At 65.1% G+C, this 20,381-nt stretch carries 19 protein-coding genes; 10 read left to right on the forward strand and 9 right to left on the reverse strand.

Annotated features, from left to right (window positions below):
• Positions 1–53 precede the first annotated feature (53 nt).
• Both ACZ1JV_RS14340 and ACZ1JV_RS14345 read right to left on the reverse strand, forming a co-directional pair.
• A complete protein-coding gene (locus ACZ1JV_RS14340; protein WP_465152078.1) occupies positions 54–1,667 on the reverse strand; it encodes an ArnT family glycosyltransferase in 1,614 nt (537 codons plus the stop codon).
• On the reverse strand, positions 1,667–3,061 hold the full coding sequence (locus ACZ1JV_RS14345; RefSeq protein WP_465152079.1) for an aminotransferase class III-fold pyridoxal phosphate-dependent enzyme: 1,395 nt from the start codon (positions 3,059–3,061) through the stop codon (positions 1,667–1,669). Before ACZ1JV_RS14345 ends, ACZ1JV_RS14340 begins: the two co-directional genes overlap by 1 nt.
• Positions 3,062–3,319: 258 nt before the next feature.
• Between ACZ1JV_RS14345 and ACZ1JV_RS14350 the strand changes: the two genes are divergently transcribed.
• Both ACZ1JV_RS14350 and ACZ1JV_RS14355 read left to right on the forward strand, forming a co-directional pair.
• Positions 3,320–4,258, forward strand: a complete 939-nt coding sequence (locus tag ACZ1JV_RS14350; RefSeq protein WP_465152080.1) for a glutaminase — start codon at positions 3,320–3,322, stop codon at positions 4,256–4,258.
• Positions 4,259–4,260: 2 nt separating this feature from the next.
• A complete protein-coding gene (locus ACZ1JV_RS14355) occupies positions 4,261–4,779 on the forward strand; it encodes a DNA-deoxyinosine glycosylase (RefSeq protein WP_465152081.1) in 519 nt (172 codons plus the stop codon).
• 4 nt (positions 4,780–4,783) lie between these two features.
• On the opposite strand, the gene ACZ1JV_RS14360 is transcribed toward ACZ1JV_RS14355, so the two are convergent.
• On the reverse strand, positions 4,784–5,014 hold the full coding sequence (locus ACZ1JV_RS14360) for a hypothetical protein (RefSeq protein ID WP_465152082.1): 231 nt from the start codon (positions 5,012–5,014) through the stop codon (positions 4,784–4,786).
• Positions 5,015–5,425: 411 nt separating this feature from the next.
• Complete coding sequence (locus ACZ1JV_RS14365) at positions 5,426–7,207, reverse strand: cation:proton antiporter domain-containing protein (protein ID WP_465137787.1); 1,782 nt, start codon at positions 7,205–7,207, stop codon at positions 5,426–5,428.
• Positions 7,208–7,492: 285 nt separating this feature from the next.
• On the opposite strand from ACZ1JV_RS14365, the gene ACZ1JV_RS14370 reads away from it, so the two are divergent.
• From ACZ1JV_RS14370 to ACZ1JV_RS14380, 3 genes are all read left to right on the forward strand, one after another.
• Positions 7,493–8,290 (forward strand): outer membrane protein assembly factor BamD, encoded by a 798-nt coding sequence (locus ACZ1JV_RS14370; protein ID WP_465152083.1) that lies wholly within the window; start codon positions 7,493–7,495, stop codon positions 8,288–8,290.
• Positions 8,291–8,411: 121 nt separating this feature from the next.
• Positions 8,412–10,088 (forward strand): DNA repair protein RecN, encoded by a 1,677-nt coding sequence (gene recN, locus ACZ1JV_RS14375; protein WP_465152084.1) that lies wholly within the window; start codon positions 8,412–8,414, stop codon positions 10,086–10,088.
• 270 nt (positions 10,089–10,358) lie between these two features.
• Complete coding sequence (locus tag ACZ1JV_RS14380) at positions 10,359–11,432, forward strand: OmpA family protein (RefSeq protein WP_465152085.1); 1,074 nt, start codon at positions 10,359–10,361, stop codon at positions 11,430–11,432.
• A 145-nt stretch (positions 11,433–11,577) separates the two neighbouring features.
• Here the strand turns inward: ACZ1JV_RS14380 and ACZ1JV_RS14385 are convergent, their stop codons facing one another.
• Positions 11,578–11,979, reverse strand: a complete 402-nt coding sequence (locus ACZ1JV_RS14385; protein ID WP_465152086.1) for an ammonium transporter — start codon at positions 11,977–11,979, stop codon at positions 11,578–11,580.
• The gene (locus ACZ1JV_RS14390; protein ID WP_465152087.1) at positions 11,976–12,272 is read right to left on the reverse strand and encodes an autorepressor SdpR family transcription factor; all 297 of its coding nucleotides are present in this window, start codon (positions 12,270–12,272) and stop codon (positions 11,976–11,978) included. The genes ACZ1JV_RS14385 and ACZ1JV_RS14390 overlap by 4 nt, the downstream gene beginning before the upstream one ends.
• Before the next feature lie 134 nt (positions 12,273–12,406).
• On the opposite strand from ACZ1JV_RS14390, the gene ligA reads away from it, so the two are divergent.
• A complete protein-coding gene (ligA, locus tag ACZ1JV_RS14395) occupies positions 12,407–14,527 on the forward strand; it encodes an NAD-dependent DNA ligase LigA (protein ID WP_465152088.1) in 2,121 nt (706 codons plus the stop codon).
• Positions 14,528–14,630: 103 nt separating this feature from the next.
• Here ligA and sciP read toward each other — a convergent pair whose 3' ends face one another.
• Complete coding sequence (sciP, locus tag ACZ1JV_RS14400) at positions 14,631–14,933, reverse strand: CtrA inhibitor SciP (RefSeq protein ID WP_465152089.1); 303 nt, start codon at positions 14,931–14,933, stop codon at positions 14,631–14,633.
• A 237-nt stretch (positions 14,934–15,170) separates the two neighbouring features.
• On the opposite strand from sciP, the gene ACZ1JV_RS14405 reads away from it, so the two are divergent.
• Entirely contained in the window at positions 15,171–15,437 is a 267-nt protein-coding gene (locus ACZ1JV_RS14405) for a PilZ domain-containing protein (protein WP_465137794.1), read from the forward strand.
• Between the two features lie 137 nt (positions 15,438–15,574).
• On the opposite strand, the gene ACZ1JV_RS14410 is transcribed toward ACZ1JV_RS14405, so the two are convergent.
• Positions 15,575–16,477 carry a 50S ribosomal protein L11 methyltransferase gene (locus tag ACZ1JV_RS14410; protein ID WP_465152090.1) on the reverse strand — a complete coding sequence of 301 codons (903 nt, stop codon included), beginning with the start codon at positions 16,475–16,477 and terminating at the stop codon, positions 15,575–15,577.
• Complete coding sequence (bla, locus tag ACZ1JV_RS14415; protein ID WP_465152091.1) at positions 16,474–17,427, reverse strand: subclass B3 metallo-beta-lactamase; 954 nt, start codon at positions 17,425–17,427, stop codon at positions 16,474–16,476. Before bla ends, ACZ1JV_RS14410 begins: the two co-directional genes overlap by 4 nt.
• A 236-nt stretch (positions 17,428–17,663) precedes the next feature.
• Here bla and sdhC point away from each other — a divergent pair, with 236 nt between their 5' ends.
• The 3 genes from sdhC to sdhA are packed head-to-tail and all read left to right on the forward strand — an operon-like array spanning position 17,664 to position 20,264.
• Positions 17,664–18,059 carry a succinate dehydrogenase, cytochrome b556 subunit gene (gene sdhC, locus ACZ1JV_RS14420; RefSeq protein WP_465137797.1) on the forward strand — a complete coding sequence of 132 codons (396 nt, stop codon included), beginning with the start codon at positions 17,664–17,666 and terminating at the stop codon, positions 18,057–18,059.
• A 10-nt stretch (positions 18,060–18,069) separates the two neighbouring features.
• The gene (gene sdhD, locus ACZ1JV_RS14425) at positions 18,070–18,456 is read left to right on the forward strand and encodes a succinate dehydrogenase, hydrophobic membrane anchor protein (protein WP_465137798.1); all 387 of its coding nucleotides are present in this window, start codon (positions 18,070–18,072) and stop codon (positions 18,454–18,456) included.
• Positions 18,456–20,264 (forward strand): succinate dehydrogenase flavoprotein subunit, encoded by a 1,809-nt coding sequence (gene sdhA, locus ACZ1JV_RS14430; protein ID WP_465137799.1) that lies wholly within the window; start codon positions 18,456–18,458, stop codon positions 20,262–20,264. Before sdhD ends, sdhA begins: the two co-directional genes overlap by 1 nt.
• Positions 20,265–20,381 lie beyond the last annotated feature (117 nt).

Raw genomic sequence — 20,381 nt, forward strand, 5'->3', positions numbered from 1 at the left:
TTCGGGCGAAAGGGGCGGCGGAGCGGGATCGGCCCGGTGGTCCCGCGCGGGTTTCACGGGCGGCTTTCGCGCGCAGCTGCGGATGGCGAGACGAGGTAGATGCGCCCGTCCGCCTGCGCGGCGGCGGGGGCGGCAGGCAGCGCTCGCACCACCTTGCCCTCTGACGCGAGGTAGAAGCGCCAATCGACCTTGTCGAAGAACACCAGGTAGACCGGCACGTCCCCTACTGCGGCGCGCGCGGCGATGGCAGCGATCTGGTTACTCACCGGATTGCGCGGATCCGGCAAATCGGTGCGCAGTTCGCGGTCCTGCGGCCAAAGAAGGGCAGGGCGATCGTCCAGAAAGGCGATCAAGTCTGGGCCGTTGGATACGATCACCGCGTTGGCGGGCAGCGTGCGTACCGCCGCGATCGTCGGCGATTCATGCCAGAGGCGGGCGTTGTAGCCGAAACCGCTGGCATAGACCTCGTGCGTGCGCACGGCCGATCGCATGGTGTGCGAACCCAGCACCACAACCGCCAGTGCCGCCAGCGCGGCCAGCACGATGCCTTCGCCCTTGCGGGTGCGGTCAAGCGCGCCGGCCTGCACGCCCAGCAGCATCACGAAGGCGAAATAGGCGGGCAGCGCGTAGCGGCCGTTGAGCGAAAGGTTCGCCTCTAGCGAGGTGGAAAGCCACACGAAGGCGAGGTAGGCGATCACGAAGATCGCCAGCATCAGCGAAAACGCGGCCCGCACGTCGAACGGCGCGGCAACGCCGGCCGGTGTGGCCGGCGCGCGCCAGCGCTGCCATTGGCGCAGGGTCTGCCAGCCGGCAAAGCCCAGCACTGCCAGCAGCACCGCCACGCGCAGCGGCAGCGGCACCTGATCGGGGAACAGCCAGGCGGCAAGCGTCTCCAGATTGTTGCGCCACTGCTGCGGCCCCATGTTGCCGTAGAACACCAGATCGCGGCCGATCGAATGGCCCACGGTTTCGGTGCTCCATGCCACCCAGCCGAAGAACAGCGCAGCACCGGGCACCGCCAGCAGCACGCAATCGGCGATGCGGCGGCCGAACGGGACGCCGGGGCGGGCGAGGATCACCAATGCGATGGCAAGGCCCAGCGGCGGGCCGGTAAAGCGCGTCAGCGTCGCCACGCCGAGCAGGAGCGAGGCCAGCAGCAGGTGCCCCCGGCGGCCCGTTTCGAAGTAGTTCAGGGCGAACCACATGGTCGCCATCATGAACGTCATGAACGGCGCTTCGGACATGGCGCCCGCGTGCAGGGTGACGAACTGCGGGGCCATGATGATCAGCGCGGTGGCGACGGCGGCGATGCGCCAGTCCCCACTGCCGCGCCGCACCAGCGCGAAGATCAGCAGGACGTTGGTGCACAGGAACACCACCGCCAGCGTCATTGCTACGGCCAACAGGGAAGGCCCCAGCGCGTGGCCGCCCACCAGCATCCAGTGATAGACCGGCGCGTCATAGGGCACCGGGCTGATGCCCATGTAGCGCGTGGAGTCCGGATAGACGCCGATACCCTGATGGACGTTCAGGGCGAACGTCACCAGCGCCACCGCCAGTAGCAGGGCGCAGGCGATCGCGGCCTGAAGCGCGGATTGGCCAGCCTCTCCATCACGGCGGAAACGCGCCGCGCCTTCCATCGCGGCGGCGGATGTCGTCATGTCCATCAGTGCAGCAACCTTTCCGCCGAAGCCCCTTCGATGCCCGCCAGCACGGCGTCGAGCGCGGCCAGCAGCCGGTCGATCTGCGCCTCGGTCACGATCAGGGGGGGCATGAAGTGGAGGACGCCGGGGGCATCCGGCAGGTAGTGGGCCAGAATGCCGTGGCGCTCGTAGAGTTCGCGTGCGATAGCCGCGACCCGCGAGGCCTCGGTGGCGCCAAAGGCAAATTCCACCGCCTGGAAACAGCCCTTGCCGCGCAGCGAGGCGATGCAGCGGGGATGCTTCGCGCGCAGCCGTTCCAGCCCGGTGCGCAAGTGCGCGCCCATTGCGGCGGCCCGATCCATCAGGCCTTCCTCGGCCAGCACGTTCAGCGCCTCTATCGCGACGGCGCAGGTCTCTCCCATGCCTGAGAAGCTTGAACTGTGGAGGTTGCAGTCCTGCGTGTTGCCATAGGCCTTGTCGAACAGAGCCTGGGAAGTGACCATGGCCCCCATCTCACGCTTGCCGCCGGCCAGCGTGCGGGCCAGCGTCACAGCGTCGGGCACGGCATCCTCATGCTGAAACGCGCAGAACAGGCCGGTGCGTCCAAGGCCCACCCGGGTCTCGTCGAAGACGGTCAGGATATCCGCGGCGCGGCAGGCCTCTACCAGATCGGAAAGATAGCCCAGCGGCGGCGATTCGCAGGTGCCGCTGCGCAGCGGTTCCACGATCACCGCAATGATCGCGTTTTTCGTGCCGCCCTCTCGCTCGATTGCGGCGTTCAGCGAGGCGATGTCGCCATAGCGCGCGTGGATCACATTGTCCTGGGGGACACCCATCAGGAAACCGGGCTGCGCGCTGCCTTCCGCATCGCCTTCGCCCCGCAGGAAGAGGAACTTGCTCTTGCCCTTGGGCGTCTGCACGCGCTCGCACAGTTTCATCGCTGCCTCGTTCGCCTCGTTGCCGGAGACGGCGAGGAACGAGACACCCAGCGGCTCGGGCAGGAAGCGGGCGATGTTGTAGGCCAGCGCGCCTTGCAGCTTGTGCGGGGCGATCTTGATGCAATCCAGCACCAGATCGTCGTGGCAGCGACGCTCCGCCGCGATCACGCGCGGATGGTTGTGGCCCAGCCCCAGCGCGCCGAAACCGCCCGAGAAGTCGAGCACCCGGCGCCCGTCGCGCAGCACGATCTCGCAGCCTTGCGCGCAGTCTATGTCCATCGTGCGCAGGCCCAGCGCATCGCGCAGCTGCAGGGCATATCTGTCGAGATGGGCGGCGTGGAGATCCACGACGGTCGCCTCGTCCAGCGCCAGGCTCTGGCCAAGCGTCAGCAGGTCGATCCGGGGCCTGCGGTCCCGTCTGGTCTTGGCCGATGCCGTTTCCGGCCGGGTATCACTGGTCGTCGATAGCTGTGTCGCCACGCGGGACGGCTCCCCACATTCCCATTTCAAGGGCCAAGTCTACGGGCATTCGGGGGGCGGCAGTATCTACAGGACCTTATAATCCCGAAGGTCATGGCCGCGTGCCGGGCGGAATCCCGAACGGGATCGGCATGGCAATTTCGGCTGCAATTAGAGGTAGCTCCTTTGCCCCCTGGCGCTTGCCCGCAGCATCCGCATGCGGCAGAGGGATCCGAATGGCCGCCGCCGGCCATCCTTTCGATGCGGGGAAAATCGACCATGGACAGCCTTGACCGCATCCTGGCTGACATTGCCGAAGAGATGCGGGGAATGACGCATCGCGGCAAAGTGGCGGACTACATCCGCCCGCTGGCGCAAGTGCCGGTCGACAAGTTCGGCCTCGCCGTGGTCACTGCGAAAGGCGCCGTCCATCTGGCCGGCGATGCGGAGGAAGCCTTTTCGATCCAGTCGATTTCCAAGGTTTTCGCGCTGACGCTGGCACTGGGCGCGGTGGGGGATCAGCTTTGGAACCGCGTGGGGCGGGAGCCTTCGGGCAGCGCTTTCAACTCGATCGTCCAGCTGGAAAACGAACATGGCATCCCGCGCAATCCGTTCATCAATGCCGGCGCCATCGTGGTGGCCGACATGCTGCTGGGCCACCACCAGCCGCGGGAGGCGATCGGCCAGATGCTGCGCTTCGTGCGCGAACTGACGGGCGATGACACTATCTCCATCGACGAGGAAGTGGCCCGCGCCGAGCAGGAGACGGGCTTCCGCAACAAGGCGCTGGCCAACTACATGCGCGCCTTCGGCAATATCCAGGGCGACGTCGACCTCGTGCTGGGCACTTACTTCCACTATTGCGCACTGGCCATGAGCTGCCACCAGCTGGCGCTGGCCGGGCGCTACCTGATGGACGGCGGCCGATCAGGCGGCCACCGGGTGATCACCGCCAAGCGCGCGCGGCGCATCAATGCGGTGATGATGTCCTGCGGGCATTACGACAATTCGGGCGATTTCGCCTATCGCATCGGCCTGCCGGGCAAGTCCGGCGTGGGCGGCGGCATTCTGGCGGTGGCGCCGGGCATCGCCAGCATCGCCGTATGGTCCCCCGGCCTGAACGCCAGCGGCAATTCGCAGCTTGGCCAGATCGCGCTGGAGCGGCTTGTCCAGCGCACCGGATGGTCGGTGTTCGAGCCGCGCTACGGCGATCTGTGAACGTGGCCGCGCCGCGCGACGCGCCCTTGAAGACCAGTTTCGCGCCCATCGTCGATGCGCGCACGCGCGTTCTGCTGCTGGGCACGCTGCCCGGTGAAAGGTCGCTGGCGGCAGGCGAGTACTACGCCAATCCGGGCAATGCCTTCTGGTGGCTGATCGGCGAAGTCATGGGCGAAAGCGACCTGCGATCAAGGCCTTACGATCAGCGCCTGCACACACTGCTGCGCCAACGCATCGGCCTGTGGGACGTGATCGAGAGCGCCCGCCGGCAGGGCAGTCTGGACACCGCGATTCGCGAAGCCACCCACCGCGACCTCGCCGCTTTCGCGTGCACGCTGCCAGAGCTGCGCGCAATCGCCTTTAACGGCGGCAAGGCAGCGCGGGACGGGCGCCGGCAGCTGGCAGGGCAGGAGGCGCGCTGGACCCTGATCGACCTGCCATCTTCCAGCGGCGCCCATGCCGCCATGTCGCGGGCCGCCAAGCTGGCACAGTGGCGCCAGATCGAGTCCTGCCTGCAATAGGCACTCAATCCGCCTGACTTTCGCCCTTCCGATCGGGGAAAACCTTCATCGCATCATAAGCGGCATCGCGCTCTTCGGCCGGCAGCGACAGCAGATAGCGTGCGGCCTCCTTGTAGGTGAGGAATGGCTTTTCATTGACTACGATGGGCACAGTCCGCCCATTGAACACCCGCCGCAGCAGGCGTCTTTGCGTTCTGCCCAGTGATTGCCCCAGTGATTGATCGTCGTCTTTCATTAAGTCTTTTTCCAATAGGTGAATTTCGCGGAACCGTCGTTGAGGTCTATCTCAAATACGTCGCCATTGTATTTTTCAGTGAAATACAATCCATCTTCGTGTGAGATATGTACGAAATCGAAAACGTCGGTGCTGGAATGGTCGAAAACTCTACTATATCCGACTGTGGATCCCGGTTCCGGATTGATTTGCCATATCGGGCAATCATGTTTGTCAAACAGAAAAATTTCTTTACTCAGAATGGAGTCGTGAACTTCTCCGCTTTCAGGGCAAGATGTAAATAATATTAGTGTTTTGCCATTATCGAGGCGATGTGCTTCGACGATTTCGTAATCGCTGATTTTAACGGCGTCGCCTATGGATACCTCCAAGTATTTGCATGCGCTGGTGCAATAGGCCGCGGCCCCGGCCTCAGGTCTTCTCCGCCTGACGAAGCTGGCCGGATTTAAGCGCCGGCTTCTGCGAAAGGCCGCCCTGTTCCATGATCTGTTCGCGGAATTCGTCGCGCTTTTCGTGGATGGAGGCGATTACCGGGCCCATTGCCACGCCGATCTCGACCAGCGCTGCCTCGGACAGTTGGAGAGAGCTTTCCAGCGTCTCCGGCACCGCATGGGTCGCTCCGGCGCGGTAGAGCACGCCGGCGTGGACGGTATCGCGCGCGCGCGCGATGATCGGCATGTCCGGGAAATCCGCGCGCAGTTTGCGCACGATGCGTTGGGCGGAGACGGGCTCGTCCATCGTCAGGATCACGGCCGCCGCGCTCGATACGCCAAGGCGCAGCAGGGCATCGCCGCGCGCGGCATCGGCGAAAGCCACCGTGTAGCCTAGCCGGCGGCCTTCGGTGACAAGGTCCGAATTGCTGTCCACCGCCAGATAGGGGCGGCCGTGGCGTGTCAGCATGTCCGCCACCAGATGACCCACGCGGCCGAAGCCGACGATCAGCGTGGGCGGCTTGTCGCTCGCCTCGGCAGGCTGGTGGGGGTGCTCCACGCCTTCCACCCGGCGCGCCAGGATCTTGCCGATTCGGGCCAGCGCGGGGGTGATGGTCAGGCCCAGCGCGGTAACGATCTGCCAGAACATCGCGGTGCCGGGCTGGATCAGTTGCGCTGCGCCGGCCGCGCTCAGCACGATCAGCGTCGTTTCCGAAGGGCTGGCCATCAGGATCCCGGTTTCCGCCGCGGTGCCGCGCCGCGCGCCCATCAGGCGCAGCAGCAGGCTGGTGACGACCGCCTTCAGCACGATCACGCCCACCGTTGCGACCAGGATCGGGCCCAGATTCTCCCACACCACGCGCAAGTCGATCCGCATGCCGACGGTGATCAGGAACACCCCGAGCGCCAGTCCCTTGAACGGCTCGGTGATCTCTTCGACTTCGGTGTGGTATTCGGTCTCGGCGATCAGCAGGCCGGCCACCAGCGCGCCGACGATGGGCGAAAGCCCGGTTGCCGCCGTTGCCAGGGAGGCAAGGATCACCACCAGCAGACTGGCGCTGAGGAACAGTTCCGGGCTCTTGGTGCGGGCCGCCTGCGCGAACAGCGGCGGCAGCAGGTAACGCCCGGCCAGCAGCAGCAGGATCACCACTCCGGTGCCCCAGACGAGCGTATGGATCAGCCCGTCCATCCCCGCGCCCTTGGCATGGGGCGCCAGCGCACCCAGCAGGAATACGATGGGGACCAGCGCAATATCCTCGAACAGCAGCATGGACAGCGCCGCCCGTCCCACCGGCCCGCCGGTATCGGTGATTTTCAGCACCAGCGCGGTGGAGGACAGCGCCAGCGCAAGGCCCAGCGCCATCGCGCCGGTTAGGCTTTGGCCCAGCGTGGCGAAGATGAAAGTCATTGATCCGCCGATCAGCAGAAGTTCCAGCGAACCCAGCCCGAACACGAAGCGGCGCATCGCCCAGAGGCGCGCGAAAGAGAGTTCCAGCCCGATCGAGAACAGCAGCAGGATGATGCCGAATTCGGCGAATATCTCTAGCCCGTCCGGATCGGTGATGGTCACCCAGGAAAGCCATGGATGATCGAACACCAGCCGGCCAAGGCCGAACGGGCCGACCAGCAGGCCCACCAGAATGAAACCGATCACCGGGGTGATGCGGTATCGGTTGAACACGGGGATGACGATGCCCGCAGCGCCCAGGATCACAAGGGCATCGGACATGACGGGGGAGGAAAGTGCGTTGGTGCCGGCCATGTCAGGCCACTATGGCAGCGCGGGCGGGGCAGACAATGGCGAACTGCCCGTTGATCCGCCAAGTCTCTGTTTGAAAATGCATGATAGGTGTATTTTAGGACGGGATCGGCCCATTTCCGTGCCAAACCGCGCGATTGCGGCAAACTTCCGGCGGGGGCCGGTCGGGGCGGGGAGGCGCCGTGAAATCCGGCCGGGCGCTCGATTTACGCACCGAACGCAGATCACTGTGTAAGCGTGTGTAACTTCACTTGGCGTTCAGCAAAGCGCTGTCTATAGACCGGCCCCATGTTCGAACGCTCGCGCTTCAAGATCGCTCTCCTTGCCGCCGCTACCGGGGCCCTCGTTCTCACCGCCGGCTGTGCCGGGCGGGGCAACAAGAACAAGGATACCGCCTATGTCGCGCGTGACGTCGATACGCTGTATGCAGCGGCGCAGGATCGCCTGAACAAGGGCCAGACCAAGGCCGCCGCCGCGCTGTTCGATGAAGTGGAGCGCCAGCACCCCTATTCGCCGTGGGCCCGCCGCGCCCAGTTGATGAGCGCGTTCAGCTATTACGCCGCCCGCGATTACAACAAGGCGATCCAGTCGGCGCAGCGCTTCCTCTCGATCCACCCGGGCAACAAGGACGCGCCTTACGCGTACTACCTGATCGCGATCTCGTACTACGAGCAGATCAGCGACGTTACGCGCGACCAGAAGACCACCGAGCAGGCCAAGCAGGCGCTGACCGACGTGATGCGCCGCTATCCCAATTCGCCCTACGCGGCCGACGCCAAGCTGAAGATCGACCTGGTGAACGATCACCTGGCCGGCAAGGAAATGACTATCGGCCGCTCGTACGAACGCAGCGGCAAGTGGCTGGCTGCCACCCTGCGCTTCCGTAACGTGGTGGACAATTTCCAGACCACCAGCCACGCGCCCGAAGCGCTGTTCCGTCTTGTGGAAGGCTACCTTTCGCTCGGTATCCCACTGGAAGCGCAAAAGGCCGCCGCCGTGCTGGAAACCAACTACCCCAATTCCAAGTGGTATCAGCGCGCCTACAAGCTGATGTCGCGCTACGCCCCGAAGAACGTCGCGGCCTAATCCAGCGCGTTCGAACGAAATTCAACGCCGGTCGGCCTTGTGGCCGGCCGGCGTTTTCGTTGGATACGTGTGCGATAGGGCGTGACGGGCGAAAATCTTTTCGCTAGAACGCAACGCGAACATGCTGACACGGCTCGCCATCCGCAATATCGTCCTGATCGAGGCGCTGGATCTCGATTTCGCGCGTGGGCTCGGCGTCCTCACCGGTGAAACCGGCGCGGGCAAGTCGATCCTGCTGGACGCGCTGGGCCTCGTCATCGGCAACCGCGCCGACAGCGGACTCGTCCGCGCGGGCGAAGATCGCGCCAGCGTCACCGCCAGTTTCGAGTTTTCGGCGCTGCCCTCCACCGTGCGCACGGTGCTGGACGAGGCCGATCTTGAGATCGAACCCGGCGAACCGCTGATCCTGAAACGTCAACTGCGCGCCGATGGCGGCAGCCGCGCGTTTCTGAACGATCAGCCGGTCAGCGTCTCTCTACTGCGCGAAATCGCGCCGGTTCTCGTCGAAATCCACGGTCAGCACGATGATCGCGGGCTGGTGAACCCCAAGGGCCACCGCGCGCTGCTGGACCGTTTCGCCGGTGGCGACGTGGCCGGTGTGGAGGCCGCATGGAAGACCTGGCGCACGGCGCAGAGCGCGCTGGACGCCGCCCGCGCGCAAGTGGCCAAGGCGGCCGAGGATCAGGACCTGCTGCTTGCGCATCTGGCCGAACTCAGCGCCCTGTCGCCGGAAGAGGGTGAGGAAGAGCAACTCGCCCATGCCCGCGCGGACATGCAGAAGGGCGAGAAGCTGGCCGATGATCTTTCGGCCCTGCAACACCTCTGGACCGGATCCGATTCGGCGCTGGCGAACCTGCGCGGCGCAGCGCGCCGGCTGGACCGCATCGCCGGCGAGCATCCGCTGCTGGCCGACGCCCTGGGCGCGCTCGACCGCGCGCTGATCGAGGCGGGAGAGGCCGAGGAAAAGCTGGAACGCGCGGCCGAGGCGCTGGCTTTCGATCCCAACGAACTGGACCGCATCGAAACCCGCCTGTTCGATTTGCGCGCCGCCGCCCGCAAGCACATGTGCGCGGTCGACGATCTGCCCGAAAAGATGCGCGAAATGCGCGAGGCGCTGGACGCGATCGAGGGCGGCGAAGGGCATGTCGCCGCGCTGGAGGCCACTGCGCAGAAGGCGGCGCTGGTCTATCGCCAGCAGGCAGAGGCGCTGCATGATTTGCGCCGCTCCGCCGCCAAGCGGCTGGACAAGGCCGTTGCCGCCGAACTCGCGCCGCTGAAGCTGGATGCCGCGCGGTTCCAAACTTCGGTGTTGAAACTGCCGGAGGAACGCTGGGGCGCGCACGGCATGGATTTGGTGGAATTTCTCATCAGCACCAACCCCGGCGCAGACTTCGCGCCGCTCGCCAAGATCGCCTCGGGCGGCGAATTGTCGCGCTTCATCCTCGCGCTCAAGGTGGCGCTGGCGGAAGAGGGCGGCGCGGCGACGGTGATTTTCGACGAAATCGACCGCGGCGTCGGCGGCGCGGTGGCGGATGCCATCGGCGAACGCCTTGCAAGGCTGGCGAATGGCAGCGGGCAGGGCGGCCAATTGCTTGCCGTGACCCACAGCCCGCAAGTCGCCGCGCGCGGGGATCGGCACTTCATGATCGCCAAATCCTCGCAAGGCACGGTGACGCGCACCTCGGTGACGCCGCTCAGCAATGCGGAACGGCAGGAAGAGATCGCCCGCATGCTCTCCGGCGCGGAAGTGACTGAAGAGGCAAGGGCGCAAGCGAACCGGCTACTGGAACGCGCGTAACCGCCGGTTTTGTTTGACTTGAATTCCTGGTCGTCAAAGACGGCGGGAATATCGCGTTATGTAGTTCGCGATACAGGTTAAATTTCCAGATCTTCGGTTCATTGTTTTAAATGAAAGTGTGTAATTTTGCACATAAAGATCGTCTCTGATCGGTATAACTACCAATTGCTCAATTGGCGCCGATAGATATTCCCACTTAGTGCCATGGGTTATTTGTCGGTCTGACGTCTGTGGTTCTTGGAATGGGGGGTGCCGAAAGAGGAGAAGGAAATGTCTCTACTCGACACCATTCGCGGGGCCATTGCGCCCGGCACTGTCGATAATCTGGCGGCGAAACTGGGTGAAAGCCCACAGGCCACCAGCAGCGCCCTGGGCGGGATCGTTCCCGTGATCCTCGCGGCAATGTCAGGTCGCATCGCTGCCGGGAGTGGCGGCGGCGTGCTCAGCATGATCAAGACCGCGCTTGTCGGCGGCAACCCGCTGGACAATCAGGCCTCCGTCACCGATCGATTGAGTGCGGATACCTCGCTGGCCCAACATGCCGGTGGCTTTGTGGATCTGTTCGGTTCCAACTTCGGCGGTGTGGTGAACACGCTGGCGGATCGCTTCGCGATTGCTCCGCAGAGCGTACGCTCGCTGCTGGGCGTCGGCGGACTGTTCGCGGCGGGCGGGATCGGCAAGATGCTGGGCTCCACGCCGTCGCTGCCGGAAGTGACCACGCTGCTGAATGGAGAGAGGGCGTCGATCGCCGCTGCCTTGCCGCCGGGCGTATCGGGTCTGCTGGGTCCGCAAACGGCAACGCCGCATTACGAGGAGCCGGTGCGCGCCGCGTCCGGCGGGATGGCCAAGTGGTGGCCGCTCCTGCTGATCTTGCTGGCCATTCTGGCGCTGATCTGGGCCTTGCGCTCCTGCGCCCACAAGGAAGCGACAACCGTCGTTACCGAACCGACGACGGCGATGGTCGAACCCACGCCGGCAGTGGAAATCCCCACGGGTTCCGGCATGGTCAGCGAAGTGGCGAACGGCCGTCCGGTGCTGCGGGTGTTCTTCGCCGTGGGCAAGTCCGACGTTACCAAGGACCTGTCCACTGCGGCCGGCAGCGTGAAGGATTATATCGATACGCACCCCGGTTCCTACGTGGCCGTATCGGGATATAACGACCCTACCGGCGATCCCGCTGCCAATGCCGCGCTATCGAAGCGGCGCGCCGAGGAAGTCAGCAAGGCGCTGGTGGATACCGGAATCCCGGCTGCGTCGATCAAGATGATCAAGCCGGCCGATACCACCGGCACCGGTGACACCAATGCGCAAGCGCGCCGCGTGGATGTGACTGTGAGCGAATGACGGTTGTGGGCGCGCACCGTCGGGCGGTGCGCGCCCCGATCGCTAGAGCAGTTTCCGATCCGATTGCATCGGATCAGCTGCTCTAAGTTTGTGGTTTTCCGCGTTTTCCGCGTCATCAGGTGATTCCACCTGATTAGAAAACGCTCTAGCCGCTCGTGCGGTTGTTCGTCTGGCCCTTGCCGCGCAGCGAAAGGCAATAGCCCAGCGTTACGATGATCCCGGTCACGACGGCAGCGGCACCGCCCCATGCCGCCACCCGGATCGGCGCGAAGATGAACAGGCCAGAGTAGATCAGCCCGCTCAGCGCCAGCGACCAGCCCGCCACTCGCCGGGCTTGCCGCGCCTGCGCGTGGGGGACGAATGTCTTGGGCATCCGGTTGCCGTTCCAGGCGATCATCAGCCCATTGGCGCCGATCACCAGGCGGGTGACGGTGTCCGCATCCAAATAGCCCAGCTTGCGGGCAAGACTGGCGCCGAGGGCCAGCGCAAGGATCAGGCCGCCCCAGGCGAGGTTGCCGTAGAGATCCACTTTCCCATCGCGTGTCATCGTGCGGCTTCCTTTCGGATTTCCGGCGCTTCGACGTTGCCGCCGAAGGAATGGACGAAGCCCAGCAGCGCTTCTTCCAGTACCGAGAGCTTGAGGTGATAGATCACCGATTTGCCGGACTTTTCGGCATGGACCAGATCGGCTTCCTTCAGCACCGTGAAGTGTGCGGACATGGTGGGCTTGGAAACGTCGAACTGATTGCTGATCTCGCCCGCGCTCATCGGCCCCTTGCGCAGCAATTGCAGCACGCGGCGGCGGGTAGGATCGGAGAGGGCTTTGAACACCTGACTCATGATGCGATGATTAGCTAAACGTCGAAATGAGTCAAGCGAAGGCTTCTTGTGGCGGCTTTTCCGGTGGACCGTGTAAGCTGTCCCGATCGCCCCGCCTTGCCGTCTGGCGGGCGCTTGCGGCATAGGCTGAACCCATGACCGACACTCCCGATCTGTTTCCGAATGAGGCCGAAGCCGCCAATGAACTCATGCGTCTGGCGCGCCAGATCAACCGCGCCAACCGGCTCTACCATGCCGAGGACGCGCCGGAGATCGCGGATGCCGAATACGACGCGCTGGTGCGCCGCAATGCCGAACTGGAAGCGGCGTTCCCGCATCTGATCCGCCCCGATTCGCCCACCAACAAGGTTGGCCACGATGTCGCCGCCTCGCCGCTGGGGAAAGTGCGGCACGAGGTTCGGATGATGAGCCTCGACAACGCGTTCAGCGATGAGGAAGTGGCAGACTTCGTCGGCCGCGTGCGCCGTTTTCTGTCGCTCTCCGCCGAGGAGCCCGTGATGGTGACGGCGGAGGACAAGATCGACGGTCTCTCCTGCTCGCTGCGCTACGAGAACGGCAAGCTGGTGCGCGCCGCCACGCGCGGCGACGGGCAGGTGGGTGAGGACGTGACGCCGAACGTCGCTCACATTGCCGACATCGTGCAGGAGCTGAAGGGCGAGGATATCCCCGAGGTCTTCGAGGTGCGCGGCGAAGTCTACATGGAGAAGGGCGCCTTCCACGCGCTCAACGAGACTTTGATGGCCGAAGCGCGTGCTTTGGCCGAGGAGAAGGGCGAGGCGTTCGACGAGAGCAAAGTTCGCCAGTTCGCCAACCCGCGCAATGCCGCGGCCGGATCGCTGCGCCAGAAGGACGCGGCGGTCACGGCCAAGCGTCCGCTGCGCTTCTGGGCGCATGGCTGGGGCGCGGCCAGTCACGTGCCGGGGGCGAGCCAGCACGAAGTGATCCGCCGCATCGAAAGCTGGGGCCTGCCGGTCTCGCCGCAGTTCCGGCTCTGCCATTCGGTCGAGGAAATGCTCACGGCCTACCGCGCGATCCGCGATGGGCGGCCCGATCTGCCGTTCGAGATCGATGGCGTGGTCTACAAGATCGACCGGCTCGACTGGCAGCAGCGTCTCGGCTTCGTGGCCAAGGCACCGCGCTGGGGCTTGGCGCACAAGTTCCCGGCCGAGCGGGCGGAAACGACGCTGGAATCGATCGACATTCAGGTCGGCCGCACCGGCAAGCTGACGCCGGTGGGGCGCCTGAAGCCGGTTCTGGTGGGCGGCGTCACCGTCACCAACGTCACGCTGCACAACCGCGACGAGATCGGCCGTCTGGGCGTGCGTCCCGGCGATACCGTGGTGCTGCAGCGCGCGGGCGACGTAATCCCGCAGATCGTCGACAACCTGAGCCGTGAAGTGGAGCGCGATGCCTTCGCGTTCCCCGATCACTGCCCGGAATGCGGCTCCGAAGCCGTGGCCGAGGAGGGCGAGGTCGATGTGCGCTGCACCGGCGGGCTGATCTGCCCGGCGCAGCGGACCGAGCGCCTGAAGCACTTCGTAAGCCGCGCCGCCCTCGATATCGAGGGGCTGGGTGAGAAGACCATCGACGAATTCTTCGCCAAGGGCTGGCTGGAAAGCCCGGCCGATATCTTCCGCCTGCGCAAGCGCCGAGAGGAAATCCTCGCGCTGGACGGGTGGAAAGACAAGTCTGTGGATAATCTGTTGGCAGCGGTGGAAAACAAGCGCCAGCCCGATGCCGCGCGCCTGCTGTTCGGGCTTGGCATCCGTCATGTCGGCGCGGTGACCGCGCGCGATCTGCTGAAGCGGTTCGAGGATATGGGCGCGCTGCGAAAGTGTGCTCAGGAGGCGCGTGGAGGCGACGAGTTATCTCTTCAGGAATTGCTGTCGATCGACGGCATCGGCCCGGCCGTGGTGGAGGCGCTGGGCGACTTTTTCCATGAAGACCACAACCGCGCGGTGTGGGACGACATCCTCTCGGAAGTCGCGCCGCCGCCTTACGTGGTGGAAACGGTGGAGAGCGAGGTCGCGGGCAAGACCGTGGTCTTCACCGGCAAGCTGGAAACGATGAGCCGCGACGAGGCCAAGGCGCAGGCCGAGCGGTTGGGCGCCAAGGCTGCGGGCTCGATCTCGGCCAAGACCGACATTCTGGTTGCCGGGCCGGGTGCCGGTTCGAAGCTGAAGAAGGCGGCGGACCTTGGCATCAGGGTCATCGATGAAGCTGAATGGGCCCGGATCGTCGAAGCCGCCGGCTGACGGGTCGCAGTATCGGCCGCCGGTTCTCGGACCGGGCCCATTGGTCAACGCCGGGAGGGGACACACCTGTCCTTCCGGCGAGGGTGCCGCAGCACCAGCCCGCTCAGGAGAAACGGGACTGGCGTTCGTGCACCTGTCGGTAGTGCTGCACGCGGGTGGCGCGCAGCCCTGCCATTCCTTCGCGCTCCACAGCGCGTTGCCACGAGGCAAGTTCCTCGAGCGTGAGATCGTAGCGTTCGCAGGCCTCGGCGATCGTCAACAGGCCCCCATTGACGGCAGCAACGACCTCAGCCTTTCGGCGCGCAACCCAGCGTAGGGTATCGCGCGGCGGCAGGCTCTTGCGGTCGAGAGCTTCACCCAGGGGTCCCACGACAACCGCAGGGCGGTCGAGTTCGGTACGAAGCATGTTTGGCCTCATGAGCTGTTGTTACCAGCCCCCCTTGAGGTCTAATTCTTGTTTGTAATCCCTAATTCCGACTTACTGAACATGGTTAATTTTCAATTCGACGATTCTAGGTAAGTTACTGTAAGAATTGAGTATTTTTACGTCAGAAAAGTTGCACAGATATTAACGAGGCGTTTACCTCTCTTAATTACACTTCCCTATCAAGCGGTTCGAGCCGTTCGGCATGGAGAAGTGAACGTGGCCCTCGGGCTTTCCCCCTATGCGATTGCACTTGCGAAGCACGTCTCGCCAGAGGGGTGCCAGCTCGTCGTCGAGCGCAATCTGCTGGAAAAGGGCGTGCGGCTGGTGCTGTCGCTGGCCGGCAGTCCGCGCGTGACCGGGACGGTGCGCTGGGTGGTGGAGGATCGCGCCGGCTTCGCATTCGACGCGCCGATCGCGGCGGACCTGATGGGGATCATGCGGCTTGGCCCGCAAGGCCCGGGGCTGGAACTGCGCCGCGCCTGAGAGGCTTGCCGGGCCAGCCTGAGCGACCCGGCAAGAGATAACAAAATTCAGAGACGGTTTGGAAGATGCCAATGAGGGCATCTTCGGAGTGGGCCGGTGCCGTGAAATTCGCCCTCCGCGAATTTCCAAACAGACTCTCAGAACCGGCGCGCGCGCATCCAGAGGATCGACCAGTCGCCCTTGACCAGCCGCGCGACCAGCCGCAGCCCTGCCCGGCGGCAGGCGCGGCGCACCGATGCTTCCTGCGTTTCCAGCAGCCCCGCCAGCAACAGATGGCCGCCCGGCGTCAAAGACTTGGCGAAATCCGGCGCCAGACTGACGAGCGGCCCGGCCAGAATGTTCGCCATGATCAGGTCATAAGGCCCGCGCACGTCGAGCAAAGGCGCGTCCATGCCATCGGCGATGGTCATCACCAGTTCGCCGGGGCGGCCGCCCAGCGGCACGCCGTTGGCATCGGCATTGTCGGCCACCACCGTGGCGCAGACCGCGTCGATGTCGCTCGCCGTGGCGCGGGCGCGTGGCCAGAGCGTCATCGCCGCGAAGGCCAGCAACCCGGTGCCGGTGCCGATATCGGCATGGTTGCGGATGATGATCCCGCGCGACTTCATGTAGGTCAGCATTTCCAGGCAGCCCGCCGTGGTGGCGTGCTGGCCGGTGCCGAAGGCCTGGCTGGCGGGGATCACGAAGTCGGTCACGCCCGGTTCGTTCAGCGGCGGGTATTCCGGCGTATGGACGTAGAAGCGCCCGGCGCGGATCGGCTCAAGGCCTTCCTGGCTGGTGACGAGCCAGTCGGTCTCGGGCAGTTCCTCGATCACGAAGGTGGGCACGTCGCCGGTGAACAGCGCGGTGAGGGCGTCCTTCTCCGCCTCGCCCGGCTTTTGCTCCATCCAGGCTTCCAGTTGCCAGTCGTCCGGTTTGTCCTCGGCGATCTCGCTGCCGGAAATGACGATCTCCGGATCCCAGTCGAAAGCGTCCTCATGGGCGACGAGCGCGCCCTCGATCACGGCGCGCGGGGCGAAGGCGGTAATTTTCCAGCTCACGAATGGGTCTCCTTCGCTTCGGGCGCGGCCTCTTCGGCAAGGCGCTGGTCGAAGCGGGTGGTGGCGGCGGCCGTATATGTGCGGCACGCGGTGGGGTCGACCAGCGGGGCCGTGCCCGCAAGGCGCGCGAAAAGATCGCTCGCGCCGGGATGCGGGGAGACCAGCAGGTCGCAGGGAAGATCGGCGATTCGCGCATAGCCCTTGCGGACGGCGGCGATGCGCTCGGGATGGTCGGTGAAGCGGTAGCCCTTGACCGAGATCGCGCTGACGCTGTCGGCATAGGCGATGGTCAGGCACTTGCCTGCATCGTCGCAGGATCGCCATGTCCAGCTTGTCGATCCGGCGGCATGGGCCGGGGTGGAGTGCGCGGTGAGGGTGATCGCGCCCAGCGTCAGCGTCTCGCCATCGGTCAGCCGCTTGTCGACATGGACGGGCGGGAAGGCGTCGAGCTGGCCGAACTGCGGATCGGCGGCATCGGCCTTGCCGCTTTCCAGCACTTGTGCGGCGGCGGGCATGGCGGCGACGCGCGCGCCGGTTTCGCGCTGGATCGCGGCGAGGGCGCCGGCATGGTCGAAATGCTCATGCGTGGAAAGGATCCAGCGCACGTCCTTGGGGTTGAAGCCCGCCGCCTTGATATTGGCCAGAACCAGCGGCGCGGCTGCCGGTACGCCGCCGTCGATCAGCACATGGCCCTGTTTGCCGGTAATCAGGATCGCGGTGATGCCGCAAGTGCCGACATACCAGGTATTGCCGAAAAGCCGCGCGGGCGGTGCGGCGTCCGCCCAGCCGTCGCGCCCCTTGCAGGCAGTGACGAGTCGCGCCGCATCGGGGCCGGGCGCAGGCTGGCCCGCTTCGCTGGCGCTTTCTGGCGACGGGGCCGCGGCACCGGGTGCGGCGGAGCAGGCGGCCAGCAGCAGGGCCGGGGCGAGGATGTTCGGCAGGCGATTCATAAGGCTGCGCTTTAGGCCGGGCGCGCCGCCAAGGCCAGTGGCACGGGGCCCTGACCCGGGCACGCGCAGGACGGTCCGGGCGACCCGACCGATGTATCGACCGAAAAGACGCTTGTGTGCGATGCATTCGCGATGTGCTTCGCGGAACTTGCGCCAAGCCGCGATTTGTCTAAGGGGACTTCTCGACAGGGGCAGCCTCAGGGGCTGCTAAAAGGCAAAAGGGATTCGAAAGAGCCATGGCCAAAGACGGCACCAGGAACCGTCCGCTTTCGCCCCATCTCCAGATCTGGCGTTGGGGCCCACACATGTTCGTCTCGATTCTGCACCGCGTGACGGGCGATGGCATGGCATTCGCCGGCCTGGGCCTGCTGCTGTGGTGGCTCGGGGCGCTGGCCAGCGGACCCGCAGCTTACGCGCAGCTCACCAAGTGCATGACCTCGATTCCGGGTTATGTCGTGCTGGTCGGCATTTCCTGGGCGTTCTTTACGCACATGATGAGCGGCCTGCGCCACTTCGTGCTCGATATCGGTGCCGGTTTCGAACTGAAGGCCAACAAGACCTTCTCGATCCTCGCCCCGGTCATGGGTGTGCTCGTCACTGTCGCCTTTTGGGCGATCCTGCTGCTTCGCTGAGGGACGGAACATGGGTAACGGAACTTCCATCGGCCGCGTGCGCGGCCTCGGCTCTGCCAAGACCGGCGTTCATCACTGGCTGCTGCAGCGCTTCACCGCGATCGGCAACCTGCTGACCGGCATCTTCCTCGCCGTCTCGCTCCTTTTCCTGCCTGACCTGAGCTATGCCTCGGTCGTCGAATGGCTGGTCCGCCCGGTTCCGGCCGTGGCGATGATCCTGCTGGTCGTCACCACGTTCTGGCACGCCCGCATCGGCCTGCAGGTGCTGGTCGAGGACTATGTGCACGAACATGCCAACAAGTTCGCCTGCATCGCGGCGCTGAACCTTGCCGCCTGCGGTGGCATCGCCTTCGGCGTCTTCTGCATCGTTCGCCTCGCGCTGGGAGCACACGCATAATGTCCGCCCCTGCCTACAAGATTATCGATCATACCTATGACACCGTCGTCGTCGGCGCCGGTGGCTCGGGTCTGCGCGCCACCATGGGCTCGGCCGAAGCCGGTCTGAAGACCGCGTGCATCACCAAGGTCTTCCCCACCCGCTCGCACACCGTCGCGGCGCAGGGCGGCATCGCCGCCTCGCTGTGCAACAACACGCCGGACCACTGGACCTGGCACATGTACGACACCGTCAAGGGGTCGGACTGGCTGGGCGATCAGGACGCCATCGAATACATGGTGCGCGAAGCCCCGGCGGCGGTTTACGAGCTGGAGCACGCCGGCGTGCCCTTCAGCCGCAATGCCGACGGTACGATCTATCAGCGCCCGTTCGGCGGCCACATGCAGAACATGGGCGAAGGCCCGCCGGTGCAGCGCACTTGCGCCGCCGCGGACCGTACCGGCCACGCCATGCTGCACGCGCTCTACCAGCAGTCGCTGAAGTACGACGCGGACTTCTTCATCGAATACTTCGCCATCGACCTGATCATGGACGGCGGCAAGTGCGTCGGCGTGATCGCGCTCTGCATGGATGACGGTTCGATCCACCGCTTCCGCTCGCAGGCCGTGGTGCTGGCGACCGGCGGCTATGGCCGCAGCTACTTCACCGCCACTTCGGCCCATACCTGCACCGGCGACGGCGGCGGCATGGTCCTGCGCGCCGGCCTGCCCCTGCAGGACATGGAATTCGTGCAGTTCCACCCCACCGGCATCTACGGCGCGGGCGTGCTGATCACCGAAGGCGCGCGCGGCGAGGGCGGCTACCTCACCAACTCCGAGGGCGAGCGCTTCATGGAGCGTTACGCGCCTTCCGCGAAGGACCTTGCAAGCCGCGACGTCGTCTCGCGCTCGATGGCGCTGGAAATCCGCGAAGGCCGCGGCGTTGGCCCGCACAAGGACCACATCTACCTGCACCTCGATCACATCGATCCCAAGGTGCTGGGCGAGCGTCTGCCGGGCATCACCGAAAGCGGCAAGATCTTCGCCGGCGTGGACCTTACCCGCCAGCCGCTGCCGGTCGTCCCGACCGTGCACTACAACATGGGCGGCATCCCCTGTAACTATCACGGCGAAGTCGTCACCATCGGCCCGGATGGCAATCCGGACACTGTGGTGCCGGGCCTGTTCGCGGTGGGTGAGGCGGCTTGCGTCTCGGTCCACGGCGCCAACCGCCTTGGCTCGAACTCGCTGATCGACCTCGTGGTGTTCGGCCGCGCGACCGGCCACCGCCTCAAGGAAATCGTCAAGCCGGGCGCGGCGCAGCAGGAACTGCCGAAGGATTCGGCCGACCTCGCGCTGACCCGCCTCGACCACTTCCGCAACGCCAACGGCAGCACGCCGACGGCCGAAGTCCGCACCGAGATGCAGCGCACCATGTCGGCCCACGCCGCCGTGTTCCGCACCGATGAACTCATGGTCGAAGGCAAGGAAAAGCTCGCCAAGACCTACGAGCGCTTCCAGGACGTCAAGGTTACCGACCGCGGCCTGATCTGGAACTCGGACCTGGTCGAGACCATGGAGCTGGACAACCTGATCTCGCAGGCCTCGGTCACGCTGCACGGCGCCCAGGCGCGCAAGGAAAGCCGCGGCGCCCATGCGCACGAGGATTTCCCGAACCGCGACGATGCGAACTGGATGAAGCACACCGTGGGCTGGTTCAACGGCTGGGGCGGCAAGGGCGGCGAAATCCGTCTCGATTACCGCCCGGTTCACGAATACACGCTCACCGATGATGCGCAGTATATCAAGCCCAAGGCGCGCGTGTACTGATACGGCTTCGGCATAAATAACGGGAAGGGCGGTGCATCAATGCGATGTGCCGCCCTTCTTCGTTTCAGGGGGATGTCACCGGGAAAATCCCTAGACGGCCTTCCAACCAATTGCATT

The organism is Novosphingobium sp. BL-S-19, assembly GCF_055521675.1.